This is a genomic window from Comamonas sp. B-9 (assembly GCF_000410635.1).
In the GTDB taxonomy this organism is placed as follows: Bacteria; Pseudomonadota; Gammaproteobacteria; order Burkholderiales; family Burkholderiaceae_C; genus Comamonas.
This window is the reverse complement of sequence record NZ_KE148559.1, coordinates 6,713-21,823: the sequence shown is the minus strand read 5'-3', so window position 1 is coordinate 21,823 and position 15,111 is coordinate 6,713. Positions and strand designations below refer to the sequence as shown.

General features: G+C 63.3%; 13 protein-coding genes. 2 read left to right on the top strand and 11 right to left on the bottom strand.

Annotated elements, in window-relative coordinates:
* Positions 1-193: 193 nt before the first annotated feature.
* From fusA to H928_RS0110850, 8 genes are all read right to left on the bottom strand, one after another.
* Entirely contained in the window at positions 194-2,305 is a 2,112-nt protein-coding gene (fusA, locus tag H928_RS0110885) for an elongation factor G (protein WP_021026535.1), read from the bottom strand.
* A 158-nt stretch (positions 2,306-2,463) separates the two neighbouring features.
* Positions 2,464-2,937 (bottom strand): 30S ribosomal protein S7, encoded by a 474-nt coding sequence (rpsG, locus tag H928_RS0110880; RefSeq protein WP_021026534.1) that lies wholly within the window; start codon positions 2,935-2,937, stop codon positions 2,464-2,466.
* Between the two features lie 169 nt (positions 2,938-3,106).
* A complete protein-coding gene (gene rpsL / locus H928_RS0110875; RefSeq protein WP_012202325.1) occupies positions 3,107-3,484 on the bottom strand; it encodes a 30S ribosomal protein S12 in 378 nt (125 codons plus the stop codon).
* Between the two features lie 599 nt (positions 3,485-4,083).
* Positions 4,084-5,256: a D-alanyl-D-alanine carboxypeptidase family protein gene (locus tag H928_RS0110870; RefSeq protein ID WP_021026533.1), complete on the bottom strand. Its 1,173-nt coding sequence runs from the start codon at positions 5,254-5,256 to the stop codon at positions 4,084-4,086.
* A gap of 85 nt (positions 5,257-5,341) precedes the next feature.
* On the bottom strand, positions 5,342-5,983 hold the full coding sequence (locus tag H928_RS0110865) for an alpha/beta hydrolase (RefSeq protein ID WP_021026532.1): 642 nt from the start codon (positions 5,981-5,983) through the stop codon (positions 5,342-5,344).
* A 97-nt stretch (positions 5,984-6,080) separates the two neighbouring features.
* Complete coding sequence (locus H928_RS0110860) at positions 6,081-6,434, bottom strand: ferredoxin (RefSeq protein WP_021026531.1); 354 nt, start codon at positions 6,432-6,434, stop codon at positions 6,081-6,083.
* A 91-nt stretch (positions 6,435-6,525) separates the two neighbouring features.
* Positions 6,526-7,740, bottom strand: coding sequence for a VanZ family protein (locus H928_RS27230; RefSeq protein WP_021026530.1), 1,215 nt, complete (start codon positions 7,738-7,740; stop codon positions 6,526-6,528).
* Between the two features lie 60 nt (positions 7,741-7,800).
* The gene (locus tag H928_RS0110850) at positions 7,801-8,220 is read right to left on the bottom strand and encodes a CopD family protein (RefSeq protein ID WP_027010811.1); all 420 of its coding nucleotides are present in this window, start codon (positions 8,218-8,220) and stop codon (positions 7,801-7,803) included.
* Between the two features lie 198 nt (positions 8,221-8,418).
* Here H928_RS0110850 and hemB point away from each other — a divergent pair, with 198 nt between their 5' ends.
* Together hemB and H928_RS0110840 are read left to right on the top strand one after the other, a co-directional pair.
* Positions 8,419-9,432 (top strand): porphobilinogen synthase, encoded by a 1,014-nt coding sequence (gene hemB, locus H928_RS0110845; protein ID WP_021026528.1) that lies wholly within the window; start codon positions 8,419-8,421, stop codon positions 9,430-9,432.
* 71 nt (positions 9,433-9,503) lie between these two features.
* Complete coding sequence (locus tag H928_RS0110840) at positions 9,504-10,751, top strand: magnesium transporter CorA family protein (protein WP_027010810.1); 1,248 nt, start codon at positions 9,504-9,506, stop codon at positions 10,749-10,751.
* A 49-nt stretch (positions 10,752-10,800) separates the two neighbouring features.
* Here the strand turns inward: H928_RS0110840 and H928_RS0110835 are convergent, their stop codons facing one another.
* The 3 genes from H928_RS0110835 to H928_RS27225 form a co-directional block, all read right to left on the bottom strand.
* Positions 10,801-12,816: a bifunctional 2',3'-cyclic-nucleotide 2'-phosphodiesterase/3'-nucleotidase gene (locus H928_RS0110835; RefSeq protein ID WP_021026526.1), complete on the bottom strand. Its 2,016-nt coding sequence runs from the start codon at positions 12,814-12,816 to the stop codon at positions 10,801-10,803.
* Positions 12,817-12,998: 182 nt separating this feature from the next.
* Positions 12,999-13,691, bottom strand: coding sequence for a dienelactone hydrolase family protein (locus H928_RS0110830; RefSeq protein WP_021026525.1), 693 nt, complete (start codon positions 13,689-13,691; stop codon positions 12,999-13,001).
* 57 nt (positions 13,692-13,748) lie between these two features.
* A complete protein-coding gene (locus tag H928_RS27225) occupies positions 13,749-14,966 on the bottom strand; it encodes an MFS transporter (protein WP_021026524.1) in 1,218 nt (405 codons plus the stop codon).
* Between the last annotated feature and the right edge of the window lie 145 nt (positions 14,967-15,111).

Below are 15,111 nucleotides of genomic sequence, written 5' to 3'. Positions count from 1 at the left end.
CCCACGTTCACGTGCGGCTTGGTCCGTTCGAATTTACCTTTTGCCATGAGAATTCTCCAAATAAAGAGCAAAACCTGTGTTGGGTTTAACGTCTACACCGAATTGCTGGGTCGCTTCGCACAGGAAACAAAGCGGCACCCGGTCGTAGACAAAAAGCGATCCGCACCTGGCAAGCCAGGTGCGGGCGCATATTTTAGGCCTTTGCGCGGGAAGCGACAATAGCCTCGGCCACGTTGCGTGGGGCTTCAGCGTAGTGCTTGAACTCCATCGTGTACGTAGCACGGCCTTGCGTTTGCGAACGCAGCGACGTGGCGTAGCCGAACATTTCGGACAGTGGCACTTCTGCCTTGATGGCCTTGCCGCCACCAACCATGTCGTCCATGCCCTGCACCATACCGCGGCGGGAAGACAAGTCACCCATCACGGTACCGGCGTAGTCTTCAGGCGTTTCCACTTCCACGGCCATCATAGGCTCGAGGATCACGGGGCTGGCCTTGCGAGCAGCTTCCTTGAAACCGAAGATAGCGGCCATCTTGAACGCCATTTCGTTCGAGTCCACATCGTGGTACGAACCGAAGGTCAGCGTCACTTTGACGTCCACCACAGGGTAGCCAGCCAGCACGCCGGAGGTCAGCGCTTCGATCACGCCCTTTTCCACCGCAGGGATGTATTCGCGAGGAACCACACCGCCCTTGATGGCGTCGACGAACTCGAAGCCCTTGCCTGGCTCTTGCGGCTCAACCGTGAACACCACGTGACCGTACTGGCCCTTACCGCCGGACTGGCGAACGAACTTGCCGTCCACGTCCACAACCTTTTGGCGAATCGTTTCGCGGTAGGCCACTTGGGGCTTGCCCACGTTGGCTTCCACGTTGAATTCACGCTTCATGCGGTCAACGATAATTTCCAGGTGCAGCTCGCCCATACCGGCGATGATGGTCTGACCCGATTCTTCGTCGGAGCGCACGCGGAACGATGGATCTTCTGCAGCCAGACGCGACAGAGCGATACCCATCTTTTCCTGGTCGGCCTTCGACTTGGGTTCCACAGCCTGTGCAATCACGGGCTCTGGGAACACCATGCGTTCCAGCACGATAGGCGAAGCCACGTCACACAGGGTTTCACCGGTGGTCACGTCCTTCAGGCCCACGCAAGCAGCGATGTCACCGGCGCGGATTTCGTCCACCTCGATACGGTCGTTCGCCATCATCTGCACGATACGGCCGATACGCTCTTTCTTGCCCTTGACCGAGTTGTACACGGTGTCGCCCTTGGACAGAACGCCGGAGTACACACGCACGAAGGTCAACTGGCCCACGAACGGGTCGGTCATCAGCTTAAACGCCAGAGCGGAGAACTTCTCGCCGTCGTCCGCCTTGCGGGTCAGCTTCTTTTCTTCGTCTTCTGGGTCGGTACCAGCCACGTCAGGGATGTCCACTGGCGAAGGCAGGTAGTCGATCACGGCGTCCAGCATGCGCTGCACACCCTTGTTCTTGAACGCGGTGCCGCACAGCATAGGCTGGATTTCGGTCGACAGCGTGCGGGCGCGGATACCGGCCTTCACGTCTTCTTCGGACAAGGTACCTTCTTCCAGGTACTTGTTCATCAGGTCTTCCGACGCTTCGGCAGCCGATTCCACCAGGTTTTCACGCCACTTGTTGGCGGTCTCGACCAGGTCGGCAGGAATGTCAGCGTATTCGAACTTCATGCCCTGGGACGCTTCGTCCCAGATGATGGCCTTCATCTTGACCAGATCGACCACGCCGGTGAAGTTGTCTTCAGCGCCGATTGGGATCACCACGGGCACGGGGTTGGCCTTCAGGCGCAGCTTCATCTGGTCGTAGACCTTGTAGAAGTTGGCACCGGTACGGTCCATCTTGTTCACAAAGGCCAGACGTGGCACCTTGTACTTGTTGGCTTGACGCCACACGGTTTCGGACTGGGGCTGCACGCCACCCACAGCGCAGTACACCATGCAAGCACCGTCGAGCACGCGCATAGAACGTTCCACTTCAATCGTGAAGTCCACGTGGCCGGGGGTGTCGATGATGTTGAAGCGGTGTTCTGGGTAGGACATGTCCATACCCTTCCAGAAGCAGGTCACTGCAGCGGAAGTGATGGTAATGCCACGCTCTTGCTCTTGCTCCATCCAGTCGGTGGTAGCAGCGCCGTCGTGCACTTCGCCCAACTTGTGGGTCACGCCGGTGTAAAACAGGATACGTTCGGTCGTGGTGGTTTTACCTGCGTCGATGTGCGCAGAAATACCGATATTGCGGTAGCGCTCGATGGGGGTCTTGCGAGCCATGGTTGATCCTTTGTTGATCAGTAAGTGTGGAGGCGATGCGGACTGGCGGATTGCGCAGGCATCAGCCTACGATGTGAGGGCAGTCTCAATCCGAGCAAGGCCGCAGGCAAAAATTGTTGCATGCGGCCTTTGCAATATCGAGACAGATCTCGCGCAGCTTAGAAGCGGAAGTGGCTGAATGCCTTGTTGGCTTCGGCCATACGGTGCACTTCGTCACGACGCTTCATCGCGCCGCCACGGCCTTCCGTAGCTTCCAGCAGTTCGTTGGCCAGGCGTTGGGCCATGGACTTTTCACCGCGCTTGCGAGCAGCTTCCTTGATCCAGCGCATGGACAGAGCCAGACGACGGACAGGACGCACTTCCACTGGCACCTGGTAGTTGGCACCGCCAACACGGCGGGACTTCACTTCGACCATGGGCTTGACGTTGTTGATGGCAACAACGAAAGCTTCCAGCGGGTCTTTATCAGGGTGCTTCTTCTCGATCAGTTCCAGAGCGCCGTAAATGATGCGCTCAGCAACTGCCTTCTTGCCGCCTTCCATGATCACGTTCATGAATTTGGACAGCTCTACATTGCCGAACTTTGGATCCGGCAGAATTTCACGTTTGGGGACTTCGCGACGACGTGGCATTTCTTTACCTCTATCTTTGCTTCAGTTGGCATCTTTTCAGACACCGCGAGAGCCAATCAAGGACTCCCACTTACTCGACCCACACAAAACACTTGCGCTTGGGGTCACTACGCTGAATCTCGCGCCACGCGGGACACAGCACCTTTGTATTCGTTCAAAAAACCAGGGCTTACTTGGCCTTAGGCTTCTTGGCACCGTACTTCGAACGGGACTGCTTACGGTCCTTGACGCCTTGCAGGTCAAGCGAACCGCGCACGATGTGGTAACGCACACCTGGCAAGTCCTTCACACGGCCACCGCGCACCAGCACAACGCTGTGCTCTTGCAGGTTGTGGCCTTCACCGCCGATGTACGAAATGACTTCGAAACCGTTGGTCAGACGAACCTTGGCCACCTTACGCAAAGCCGAGTTAGGCTTCTTAGGCGTCGTGGTGTACACACGGGTGCACACGCCGCGGCGCTGGGGGCAGTTTTCCATAGCAGGGCTCTTGGATTTAACAACTTCTACCGTGCGGCCCTGACGCACGAGTTGGTTAATGGTTGGCATTAATAAACGTCCCTAAACGTGAAATTACCGTGAACTTACCGTGATTTGCTGCCAGCCCCTTGCCCCAAAGGCAAAGACGGCAGCCCCTTCGGAAATTCCGAAAAGCCCTCTAATGTACCACCTGACTCCAAATTGAGCAAATGGTTTGGACCCAAGCCCGCCGCCCGGTGGCCGCCATCCAGGCACTTTCCCGGCACAACGCCCAGCAGCCCTGCGCCAGGCGCTCTCATTTTTGCGAGCACAGAAACCACAAAGCGTGCCAGGGGCACGCTTTGCAGAGGGGTGAACTGGGCGTCTGCCGGGCCTTAGAACCTGTTCAAAGTCTCTACGCAGCCGCGTTGGAGTGCAATCGGGATGAGTTCGAAGGGATGGAACGCAGCTTGCACCGGGGTGCAAGCAAGGGCCAGCGCGCAGAAATCGCCCGATTTCACTCCAACCCGTAGGGACAGTGGCTTTGCGGGCGGTCTGCGTCGTTGCAAATCCTCGCAATAGCTGGGCTATTGCTGCGGTATTGCGCCTAGCATCCCATCCCGCAAAGACGCTGTCGCGGCGCGAGGAGACTTTGAACAGGTTCTTATAGGGCCCGCATCAGCACCGCTTTACTTGATCCACAGACGGATCGCATCCCAGGCGCGGCCAAAGATGCCCGCTTCTGCGACATCATCGAGCGCCACCAGCGGCACCTCGGCCACTTGCTGGCCGCCTGCCATCACCTTCAAGGTGCCCAGCTTCTGGCCCTTGGTGAAAGGCGCAATCAGCGGCTCCTGGCTCACCACCTGGGTTTCGAGCTTGCCGCCGGTGCCCGCTGGCACATTCACGACGATGGGCGCCACGCTGCCGATCTTGACGGTGTCTTGCGCGCCCTTCCAGGCCTTGGGCGTCGCCACGGCCTGGCCGCCGTCAAACAGCTTGACGGTGTCGAACGCGGTATAGCCCCAGTTCAACAGCTTCTGGCTTTCGTTGGCGCGGTCCTTGTCGCTGGCAGCACCCAGCAGGATGGAGATCAGGCGGCGCTCGCCCGCATTGGGCACCTGGCGCTTGGCCGTGGAGACCAGGCAGTAGCCGGCGGCATTGGTGTGGCCGGTCTTGAGGCCGTCCACCGTGGGGTCGCGGAACAACAAAGTATTACGATTGGTGCCGTTGGACTTGGGCGTGCCGGGGTAGAACCACTGCTTGGTCGCGTAGTAGTGCATGTACTCCGGGAAATCCTTGATCAGGCGGTTGGCCAGAATGCTCAGGTCCTTGGCCGTCGTCGTGTGGCCGGGCTCGGTCAGGCCTTCGGGGTTCTTGTAGGCCGTGTTGGTCATGCCCAGCGCCTTGGCCTGCTCGTTCATCAGGCGCACAAAGTTCTCGGCGGTGCCGCCCACGGCTTCAGCCAGTGCCATCGTCGCGTCGTTGCCCGATTGCACGATCATGCCGTGCAGCAGGTCATCCACCTTCACCTGCATCTTGGGGTCGATGAACATGCGCGAGCCGGGCATCTTCCAGGCGCGCTCGCTCACCGGCATGGTCTGCTCCAGGCTGATCTTCTTGTTGCGCAGCGCATCGAACACCACATAGCCGGTCATCAGCTTGGTCAGCGATGCCTGCTCGACCGGCGCATCCACATCCTTGGCCGCCAGGATCTGGCCGGTGGTCACGTCAAACAGCAGGTAGTTGCGCGCCGCGATCTCGGGCGGCTGGGGCGCTGCCAATTGGGCAAAGGCCAGGGTGGGCGCCAGCAGCGCTGCTGCAGCCCAGTTACGCAGGGTGGGCATCAAGCTCGATTTCATGTCGTTCAACTCTTAGAAACAAGTGCCTGCAGCGCATGAAGACTGGCCGCAGGATATCAAAAACAATAGCAATACTACACCACCGTCACAAGGCGGGGGCCAGCAGGTGCCGCGTGACCAGGCCTTTGAGAAGCGGTAATTGTCCGTGGAAAAAATGCCCGCCTCCGGGCACAACCGTAACCGGTAGTATCTGAGGCCGTGCCCAGTCCATCACCGCAGCGAGCGGCACCGTGTCATCGGCTTCGCCATGTACCACCAGGGTGCGCTCATGGGCTTCGGGTGGCAAGGTCGCTACGGTAAAGCGCGATGCCGCCGTGCCCACGAACACCGCCTTGTCGATCTGGCGTTGGGGCCAAAGTTCCGCCAAGGCATGGCTCATCACAAAGGAGCCAAAAGAAAAGCCCGCCAGCGCCAGATTGCCCTGGGGCGCGAGCTGCTCGACAACGGCCAGAAAATCCTCGCGCTCGCCCCGGCCCTCGTCATAGCTGCCCGCCGACTGGCCGACACCGCGAAAGTTAAAGCGCAGCGCCGTCCAGCCGCTGGCCACAAAGGCCCGCGCCAGGGTCTGCACCACCTTGTTGTCCATGGTGCCGGCAAACAGCGGATGGGGGTGGGCAATGATGGCCGTGCCGCGCTGCGCGCCATCGGGGCTGGCGGCCAGATCGCGGGCCACTTCCAGAATGCCGGCCGGCCCGTGGATGGTGAAACGTTCGGTTTGCGCGTTCATGCTGCGGTCTACTCCATGGCGGGCCACCCACCGCCTGCAGCGGCAGTGGCGCCCTGTGTCTATGCGGAAAAAGTCGGGGGAGGAAGCAGGCGCGCGCTCAGCGGCCCACGTCGGGCGGGGTCAGCAAGCGCTCGACCACCTTGCCGTTCTTCAGGTGCGACTCGACGATCTCATCGATATCGTCATTGTCGATATAGGTGTACCAGACGCCTTCGGGGTAGACCGCCATGATGGGGCCGCCTGCGCAGCGGTCCAGGCAGCCAGCCTTGTTGACGCGCACCTTGCCCGGTCCGCTCAAGCCCTCGGCTTTGACGCGGGCCTTGCAGTGGTCAAACATGTCCTTGGCGCCATGGTGGGCACAGCTGTCTTCGCCATTGACGCGGTCATTGAGGCAGAAGAACACGTGGTGCTGGTAGTACTGGCCGTCGTTGCCAGGTTTTTGCTCGCTCATGCCAAGCTCTCTTCGAATGCGATCCCCCATTGTGGCAGCTTGGCGCCCGCCTGGCGCCCAGAGGCCGCAATACTGCCACGGGCTACTGCGTTTAGCCTTGCTCGGGCGGAGTGCCGGAGGCCGCGTGCTGGTGCAGCCGTTGGCGCCGGCGCGCCGCCACCACGGCAGGCAGCCGGCCCAGGCGCAGCAGCACATAGGCAATCACCGCAAACGGCCACAGCCAGCTGAGCCACTGGCCCAGGCCAAAAAAGCGAATGAAGCGCCCCTGCTCCCAGGACTGCAAGGCATCGGCGTAGTAAGGATTGGGCGGCGACTGGTTGAGCAGGTTGACATCGATCATCAGCCCCATCAGCAGCAGCAGCACACAGTAGCGGCGTGGCAGGCCCACCTGCAGCAGCGCCAGCGACACGGCCAGTGCGATGCCCAGGCGCGTGGTCTGGTCCAGCCAGTCCCAGGCATAGGCCGGCCCGTAGCTCAGCGAAGACGACAGCGCCGAGACGGCAATGCCGCTCAGCACCACCAGCGCCACCATGGCCATGCGCCGCGTCACGCTGCCCATCACGCTGAAGGCCAGCCAGCAGGGAATCAGCAGGCCCAGCAGCACGGCCATCAGCTGGCCGATGGGCGACAGCGGCTCGGTGGCCTGCATGAAGTTGGGCATCCAGTGCTCGAAGGCCGAGTTCTCCAGCATATCGACCAGCCACATCTCCAGCCGGTCAAAGACCTGGCCCAGGCCAAAGGGCTGCGCGGCCGGGAACAGCAAGGCCAGCGGCCACAGCATCAGCAGCACGATGGCGCCACGCGCATCGGCATCGAACCAGCGTGCCCGCACATCGCGCCAGCGCCGCAAGATACCCAGCCAAGCCAGCAAGGGCACGGCCAGCGCGCCCAGCAAGGTGCCGATGCTATTGAGCAGCCAGTCCATGTTGCTGGACACCCGTAGCGGCAGAAAAATCTGCAGAAACTCCATCGCGAGCGACAGCAGGCTGCCCACGCACAAGGCCCAGAACCAGCCCGTCCTGACCCAGCCATGGCGCCACCAGCCCAGGCTCAGCAGCAAGCCCAGCGGCGCATAGCCGGCCACATTGATCCAGACATCGAACCAGGTCCAGTACGGCGGCGGGATGCGGGCGAGCAAGAACTCCGCCGGCGAGATGCCCTGGGTGCGCCAGCCGGCAAAGGGAAAAAGGCTGGCAAAGACGATCAGCGCCACATACACCGGCACCAGCGGCCAGGCGATGGTGCGGTGCTCGCCGGCCGGGGCAGGCTCTTGCAGGCTGAGGGGTGCGGAGCGGCTGTCAGGCATGGTGCGTAGGCCCTGGTGCGCAGATCGTTGTCCGTGATGGGCTACCCAAGTGTGCGCGAATTAAAAGGGTTTGACGACGACCAGCACCACGATGATGACCATGGCAACCACCGGTACCTCGTTGAACCAGCGGTACCAGACATGCGAATGCCGGTCCGTGCCATTGGCGATCTTGCGCAGCAGCACGGCGCAGGCATGGTGGTAGCCAATGACCAGCAGCACAAAGAACAGCTTGGCATGCAGCCAGCCGCCAGCACCGCGCCACCAACCCAGCCACAGCCACAGGCCCAGGCCCAGCGCCAGCACCGCAATCATCGTCATGAAGCGCAGGAGCTTGCGCGCCATCAGCAGCAGGCGCTCGCGCTCGGCCTGCGAGTCGGCCGGCACCATGGCCAGGTTCACGAAGATCCGGGGCAGGTAGAACAGGCCCGCAAACCAGCTGGCCACAAACACGATATGAAAGGCTTTGATCCACAGCATGAGCATGCGCACAGTGTAGTGGCTGGCACGATGGCCCAGCGCCGGACCCCGGCTTAAAAGCGGTCCGATGCTGCGCGCAAGCCCGGCCTTGATCTGGCGCAAGCCAGGCACAAGCCCAGCGTCCATTCCTCCATGCCCAGCGCAGTCTCTCGGGCCCGCGCTGTGCAGCCTGCCGTTGATCTGGCGCACAATTGCTGCATGCATCTGTCCAGCCCCACCCCCTTTCCCCACAACCGTCCGCGCCGTCTGCGCCGCGACGCCTTCACCCGCAACCTGGTCCGCGAGAACGTGCTCACCCCGCACGACTTCATCTACCCGGTCTTTGTGCATGAAGGACAAGGCAAGCGCGAGCCCGTGCTGTCCATGCCCGGCGTCGACCGCCTGAGCCTGGACCTGTTGCTGCCGGTGGCCGAGCAGTGTGTGGCGCTGGGCATTCCGGTGATGGCCCTCTTCCCCCAGATCGACACGGCGCTCAAGACCCCCGACGGCAAGGAAGCGCTCAACCCCGAAGGCCTGATCCCGCGCGTGGTGCGCGCGCTGAAAAAGGAATTCCCCCAGCTGGGCGTGATGACCGATGTGGCGCTCGACCCCTACACCAGCCACGGCCAGGACGGCCTGCTCGACGAGACCGGCTATATCCTCAATGACGAGACCGTCGAGATCCTCGTGGGCCAGGCGCTCAACCATGCCGAGGCCGGTGTCGACATCGTCGCCCCCAGCGACATGATGGACGGCCGCATCGGCGCGATCCGCGAGGCTTTCGAATCCCAGGGCCACATCTACACCCGCATCATGGCCTACAGCGCCAAGTACGCCAGCGCCTTCTACGGCCCCTTCCGCGATGCGGTGGGCACACGCGGCGCGCTGGGCAAGGCCGACAAGAATGTCTACCAGATGGACCCGGCCAACACCGACGAGGCGCTGCGCGAAGTGGCCCAGGACCTGGCCGAGGGCGCCGACATGGTGATGGTCAAGCCCGGCATGCCCTACCTGGATGTGGTGCGCCGCGTCAAGGACGAGTTCAAGGTGCCCACCTTTGCCTACCAGGTCAGCGGCGAGTACGCGATGCTCAAGGCCGCCGCGCAAAACGGCTGGCTCGACCATGACCAGGTGATGATGGAGTCGCTGCTGGCCTTCAAGCGGGCCGGCGCCGACGGCATCCTGACCTATTTCTCGCTGGACGCCGCGCGCTGGCTCAAAGAGAAAAACTGATAGCAAAAATACCAGGACGGGCTTGCACAGGCCCGTTTTTTTTGCCATGCTGCGCCTGAACCGATCGAGGAATTCCGGTGAGTACACCCAGCAGCATCCGCATCTTTCACATCATCGGCAACGAGGCCAGCGAGCTGGCCGCCGTGCCCTATGAACTGCCCGCCAAGGGCTTTTTGTGGCTGGCCTGCACGCGCGGTTACTTCAGCGAGCAGCTGGGCAGCCTGCAGCTGGCGCTGCAAAAGCTCAGCGGCGCGCCGCTGGTCGATCTGCATGTCTCCGACCTGCTCAATGCCCAGCTCCCCTCCCACTACGACTACACCTCGCAGTACGACCTGCTGGTGATACGGCGCCTGGCCAGCACCCCCTCGCAGGCGGGCACCGCCGCCTTGGCCGCCGCCCGGCGCACCGCCGCTGCCAAGCCCATCAATGAGGCGCCCCACATCAGCACCATCCCGGTCGGCTTTGCCGCCTGGGAGCGGGTGCTGCTGTCGGTGCACCCCGAGGACTGCACCGTGCGCGACGCCTATGCCCGGCGCCTGCTGCAGTTTGCCAAGGCCGGCGCGCCCGCCCCGCAGGATGCCAATGCGCCCGACCTGGGCCAGATATCGCATGCCACGCAAGAGCGCCTGGCGCGCGAGGACAAGGCCTTTCGCAACCCCGGCAGCAGCCCCACACCGGGCGGCCTGCAGCCCATCCGCCTGCCCATGTCCCCGGCCGACCTGATGATGCGCGTGGTCAACATCATTGTGGACAACTACCTGGACCTGCGCCGCGAACTCTCGCGCCACCTGGACCAGTGGCAAAGCGCGCTGCTGTCGCCGCGCAAGCGCATTGCCAACTGGCAGGCGCTGCTCGAAGCGCGCCTGTCGCTGCACCAGCTCGACGAGATCTGCGAGGACCAGCGCGCCGCCGTGCAGGACTGGGTCGATGCGCTGGAGACCTGGCCCCAGCCCGAGGCGCCCAGCGCCCAGCGCGAGCTCGAAGCGCTCAAGGTGCGCAGCCGCGATGTGCTCGAACACATCGAGCGCGTGGTGCACCATGTGCGCCGGCTGGAGCAAAGCACCGAGACCGCCGTGCAGATGCATTTTTCGGTCCAGAGCAACCGTGCCAACGACATCATGCGCACGCTCACCACCATCACCGCCATCTTCCTGCCGCTCAACCTGATTGCCGCGATCTTTGGTATGAACTTCGAGTTCATCCCGCTCATCCACAAGGAAGACGGCTTCTGGTGGGCGATGGGCGTGATGGCCTTCATCACGGTGGCGCTGATCGGCTTTTTCTCGTACAAACGCTACCTGACCCGCACGGGCCGATAGCGCTGTACAGCCCCCAGCAGCGGCGCATGGCGCGCCGCTGCTGGACGGCTTACTGGCCCAGATCGACGCGGTAGACCGCGCGCTGTGTGCCCGTGCCGTCATCGGCCTTGTCCAGCGAGACATGGGCCAGGCCCGCTGCCTGCGCCACCGACAGCGCATTGGCCGCCGACGTGAACAGCACCTTGCCGGCAGTCGGGGTCTTGGCAAAGCGCCAGCTGTGGGCAGCGCCGTTGGCCGCACGGCTGATCTGCGGGTGCTCCTTGATGTAGGAGATCACCACATCGCGGTTGGCATCGGGCGAGGCATAGATGGTGGCGCGGCCATCGAGCTCCGGCAGAAAGCTCTTGCCGCTGGTGGCGCGGTAGTTGTTGGTGGCGATCACAAAGTCCTGCGCCGGGTCGATCGGCGCGCCCTTGTACTGCAGCTCCACGATGCGGCTGCCGACGGGCTGGGTCACATCGATCTGGTAGCGCATGTCGGCGGTGGTGAACATGTCGAAGTTGTAGCCGGGGAAGCTGCTGATCAGCCACTGGTCTGCGCTGGCCGCCGGGTCGATGCGGTTGAAGCGCTGGGCAGCGGCCTCCAGCCAGCGCTTGATCTGCGCGCCGTTCACCTTCACCGCATAGACGGTGTTGGGGTACAGGTAAAGATCGGCCGCGTTGTAGATCGCCAGCGGGCCGGCGGCCACATCGGTGTAGTCCGCACCGCCCTGGAAGCCCGACTTGAAAGGCGCGCTTACCGACAGCACCGGCAGCTGCGCATACTGCGGCAGGTTGGCCTGCACATAGCGCTGTACATAGTCCTGCTGCGCCTGGTTGACCAGCTGGATCGCGCCGGGGTCGCCCACATCGGCAAACTGCGTGCCCATGCGAAAGTCCGTCTGGCCCACCGGCGTCTTCACATAGCTGATCGCCGCCTGGTGCTGGCTCTCCACCACCGGTGCAATGCTGCTGTCAACGGCCACATAGCTGGTCTTGCCGGCCGCATCCTTGCCGGTGGTCGTGCTGCGCAGCTCCGACTTGCTCTGCGTCTTGTCCACGCTCCAGGCCTTGCCGTCCCACTTCAGGGCCAGCGCCACCACGCCCAGCGCCTTGCCCCAGCTGCTGGCCATCACCGCGGGCACGCCGTTGATGGTGCCGGCCTTATTGTCGACCCCCGCCATGCTGAAGGCCGGTTGCGCGGCCGTGTCGGGGAACACGCTGTGCTGGTGGCCCATCACCATCGCGTCGATGCCTGCCACCTTGCTCAGGTAGAGGCCCGGATTCTCCATGTCGGCACGGTATTCCGAGGCGTCCAGGCCGCCGTGCAGCAGCGCCACGACCACGTCGGCACCCTTGCTGCGCAGCTCGGGCACATACTTTTGCGCCGCCTCGACGGCGCCGGTCACCTGCACCTTGCCTTCCAGATGGCGCTTGTCCCAGCCCAGGATGCCGGGCGTGGTAAAGCCGATCACACCTATCTTGATGGGCAGCTTGACGGCCTTGCCGTCGCTGTCGGTGCCGCTGATCTCGCGCTCCAGCACCACATAGGGCGACACCAGCGGGGCCTTGGTCTGGCTGCTGAGCACATTGGCCAGCGCCATCGGGTAGCCATTGCCCGCGCACTTCTTGCTGGCATCGACGCCATCGACCTGGAGGCCGCCACCGAGCACCTGGTTGAGGAAGGGCAGGCCATAGTTGAACTCATGGTTGCCCAAGGTGCCGGCATCGAACTTGAACACGGCCATGGCCTTGTACATCGACAGCTGCTGGTCGCAGGCAATCGGCGCCACCTGCGCCTCGTAGTCGGCCAAGGCGGTGCCCTGGATGGTGTCGCCGTTGTCCACCAGCAAGGTATTGGCAAAGTCGCTGCGCGCCTGGCGGATCAGGGTGGCCGTGCGCTCAAAGCCATACGAGGGGTCATCGGCCAGTTTGAAGTAGTCGTAGCTGCGGATGTTGAAGTGCAGGTCGGTGGTCTCCAGCACCGCCAAGGTGGCGGTCGCCGATTTGGCGCTGCTGGAGCCGCCACCGCCGCAGGCCGTCAGCATGGCGGCAGCGGCCAGCGCGGCCAAGGGAAGCGGTGCCATCCGCAGATCGGCGGCACGGAAAAAAGGGGGTGCGCATGGTGTTTGTCGTTGAAAGTGAGCGATGCGCGCATCATCTGCAGCCCCTATGACGACGGTGTTACGAAGACCCCCTGAAAATGCAACAAAGCCTTGCAGGCTGCGGGCCGGCAAGGCTTGGTGCGGCGCTAGGCGGGAGTGACCGCTCAGCCTACATGCTTGGCAAAGAAAGCCATGCTGCGGGCCCGTGCGGCGGCCGATGCCGCTGCATCGTAGGAGCCGCGCTGGTCGCAGTTGAAGCCGTGGTCGGCCGCGTAGACATAGACCTCGGCCTCGGGGTGGGCGCTGCGGAAGGCATCCACCGACGCCAGCGAGATCCAGTGGTCCTTGTCGCCAAAATGGGCCATCACCGGGCAATGCGGCTGGCGCGCGATCTCGTCGCCGGTGGTCATGCCGCCGCCGTAGTAGGGCACCGAAGCCGACAGGCCCTGGAGCTCGCAGGCTGCGCGCCAGGCCAGCAGACCGCCCCAGCAAAAGCCGGTGATGCCGACCTTGCCGCCGCTGCGGCGTGCGCCCTCGTCAATCGCGGCCTGCAGGTCCAGCAGCACGCCAGGGGCCACGGCGGGCGCTTCGGCAGCGGCCTTCAGGGCCACACCGGCCTGCATGTCGGCCTCGCTGTAGCCCAGGTCCACACCGGGCTTGACGCGGGCAAACGTGGCGGGGGCAATCGCCACATAGCCGCTTTGGGCAATGCGGTCCGCCACCGAGCGGATGTGCGAGTTGACACCAAAGATCTCCTGCACCACTACGATGGCGCCCCGCGCTTTGCCTTCAGGCTCGGCGATATAGGCGGGAAACACCTGGCCGTCGGCCGAGGTCAGATCTACAAAATGTCCCATAGCGATCACTCCTTGCTAAACAGATTCGACAGATGCGAGATGCGGGGGCCTGGTCGATTATGGCGTTGCGCAGACCGCTGCCGGTGCCGGACGCGCCAGCATCGTCAGCCAGGCGGCCACCAGCAACAAGGCCAGCCCGCCATAGACCGCCGCCAGGCCCAAGCCGGTCTGCGGGTTCACCAGGTGGATGCCCAAGGACGCGAGCAGCGAGGTCAGCAAAAAGGCCAGACCACCGGCGATACCGCCCGACAAGGCAGCGTGTTTAGGGAACATCGACAGCACATTGGCAAAGTGGATATTGAACACCAGGCCCGCCGCCACATGGATGCAAAAGGCGACGGCCGCCATCACTTCCAGCGATGGCCAGGACGCGGGCAGCCAGGTTGTCAGCGCCAGCAGTGCGATGAAACCGGCCATCGCCAACAGCGCAGCCTGGTGCTTGGCCGCCAGCGAGCGCGCCATCGCCGCACGGGCGATCAGGCCGCCGCCCATCCAGGCCAGGCCCATCAGCAGCGCCAACGACCCCGTCGTCGTGGGCGGGCGGTGGTAGACGGTCTCGACGATAAAGGGCGAGGCCATGCTCCAGCCCATCACCATCGCATACGCAGCGCTGACGCAGAGCACGCCGCGCGCAAAGGCGCGGTTGCGCATGATCTCCCAGGCCCGGCTGGCCACTTCACGGGGACGGATAGGCTGGGGCTGGGCGAGGGTCTCGCCGCCGCCCAGCAGCTCCAGCACCAGCGCAACCACCGAGAACACGGCCAGCACCACAAAGTTGGCGCGCCAGCCCCAGTGGGTCTGCACAAAGCCGCCAATAAAAGGCGCGCAGATGGGCCCCAGCGACCAGACCACGGTCATCCAGGTCAGGTAGCGCTGCAGCGCCGGGCCCCGGAACACATCGACAAAAAAGGTGCGCTTGCCGACCACGGCGACGGCGCCCAGCAGGCCTTGCAGCAGGCGCAGCGCGCAGATGACCACGATGTCGTCGCTGACGGCAATGGCCGCGCTCGACAGCGCAAACAGGGCCAGCGCCACCATCGTGGGCCGCCAGCGGCCAAAGCGGTCCAGCAGCACGCCCACCACCAGCTGGCCCAGGCCATAGCCGGCGATGAACAAGGTCAAGGTCAGCTGGATCTGGGAGGCGGTGCCGCCCAGGCTCTGGGCCATGGCGGGCATCGAGGGCAGGTAGATATCGGTGCCGATGCCGGACAGGGGGATCAGCAAAAAGGCCAGAAAAACGCCGAATGTGGCGTTGTCAGCAGTGATTCTTCGCATGGGAGTCTGCGCCTGAAAATAAACAGGGCGCCAGTGTGTTATGTTTTTTAGACTGGTACAAGATTCTGCTTAGCCTAGGCTTGGAAGGCCTATACTGCACTGCACCATTGCCGCTACCCTAACCGCCCATGACCATGCTTGCAGC

What these genes read in the sequence shown, in the direction of transcription:
- fusA (WP_021026535.1), bottom strand. Translation starts at nt 2,305, where the DNA reads ATGGCTCGCAAGACCCCCATCGAGCGCTACCGCAATATCGGTATTTCT.
- rpsG (WP_021026534.1), bottom strand. Translation starts at nt 2,937, where the DNA reads ATGCCACGTCGTCGCGAAGTCCCCAAACGTGAAATTCTGCCGGATCCA.
- rpsL (WP_012202325.1), bottom strand. Translation starts at nt 3,484, where the DNA reads ATGCCAACCATTAACCAACTCGTGCGTCAGGGCCGCACGGTAGAAGTT.
- H928_RS0110870 (WP_021026533.1), bottom strand. Translation starts at nt 5,256, where the DNA reads ATGAAATCGAGCTTGATGCCCACCCTGCGTAACTGGGCTGCAGCAGCG.
- H928_RS0110865 (WP_021026532.1), bottom strand. Translation starts at nt 5,983, where the DNA reads ATGAACGCGCAAACCGAACGTTTCACCATCCACGGGCCGGCCGGCATT.
- H928_RS0110860 (WP_021026531.1), bottom strand. Translation starts at nt 6,434, where the DNA reads ATGAGCGAGCAAAAACCTGGCAACGACGGCCAGTACTACCAGCACCAC.
- H928_RS27230 (WP_021026530.1), bottom strand. Translation starts at nt 7,740, where the DNA reads ATGCCTGACAGCCGCTCCGCACCCCTCAGCCTGCAAGAGCCTGCCCCG.
- H928_RS0110850 (WP_027010811.1), bottom strand. Translation starts at nt 8,220, where the DNA reads ATGCTGTGGATCAAAGCCTTTCATATCGTGTTTGTGGCCAGCTGGTTT.
- hemB (WP_021026528.1), top strand. Translation starts at nt 8,419, where the DNA reads ATGCATCTGTCCAGCCCCACCCCCTTTCCCCACAACCGTCCGCGCCGT.
- H928_RS0110835 (WP_021026526.1), bottom strand. Translation starts at nt 12,816, where the DNA reads ATGGCACCGCTTCCCTTGGCCGCGCTGGCCGCTGCCGCCATGCTGACG.
- H928_RS0110830 (WP_021026525.1), bottom strand. Translation starts at nt 13,691, where the DNA reads ATGGGACATTTTGTAGATCTGACCTCGGCCGACGGCCAGGTGTTTCCC.
- H928_RS27225 (WP_021026524.1), bottom strand. Translation starts at nt 14,966, where the DNA reads ATGCGAAGAATCACTGCTGACAACGCCACATTCGGCGTTTTTCTGGCC.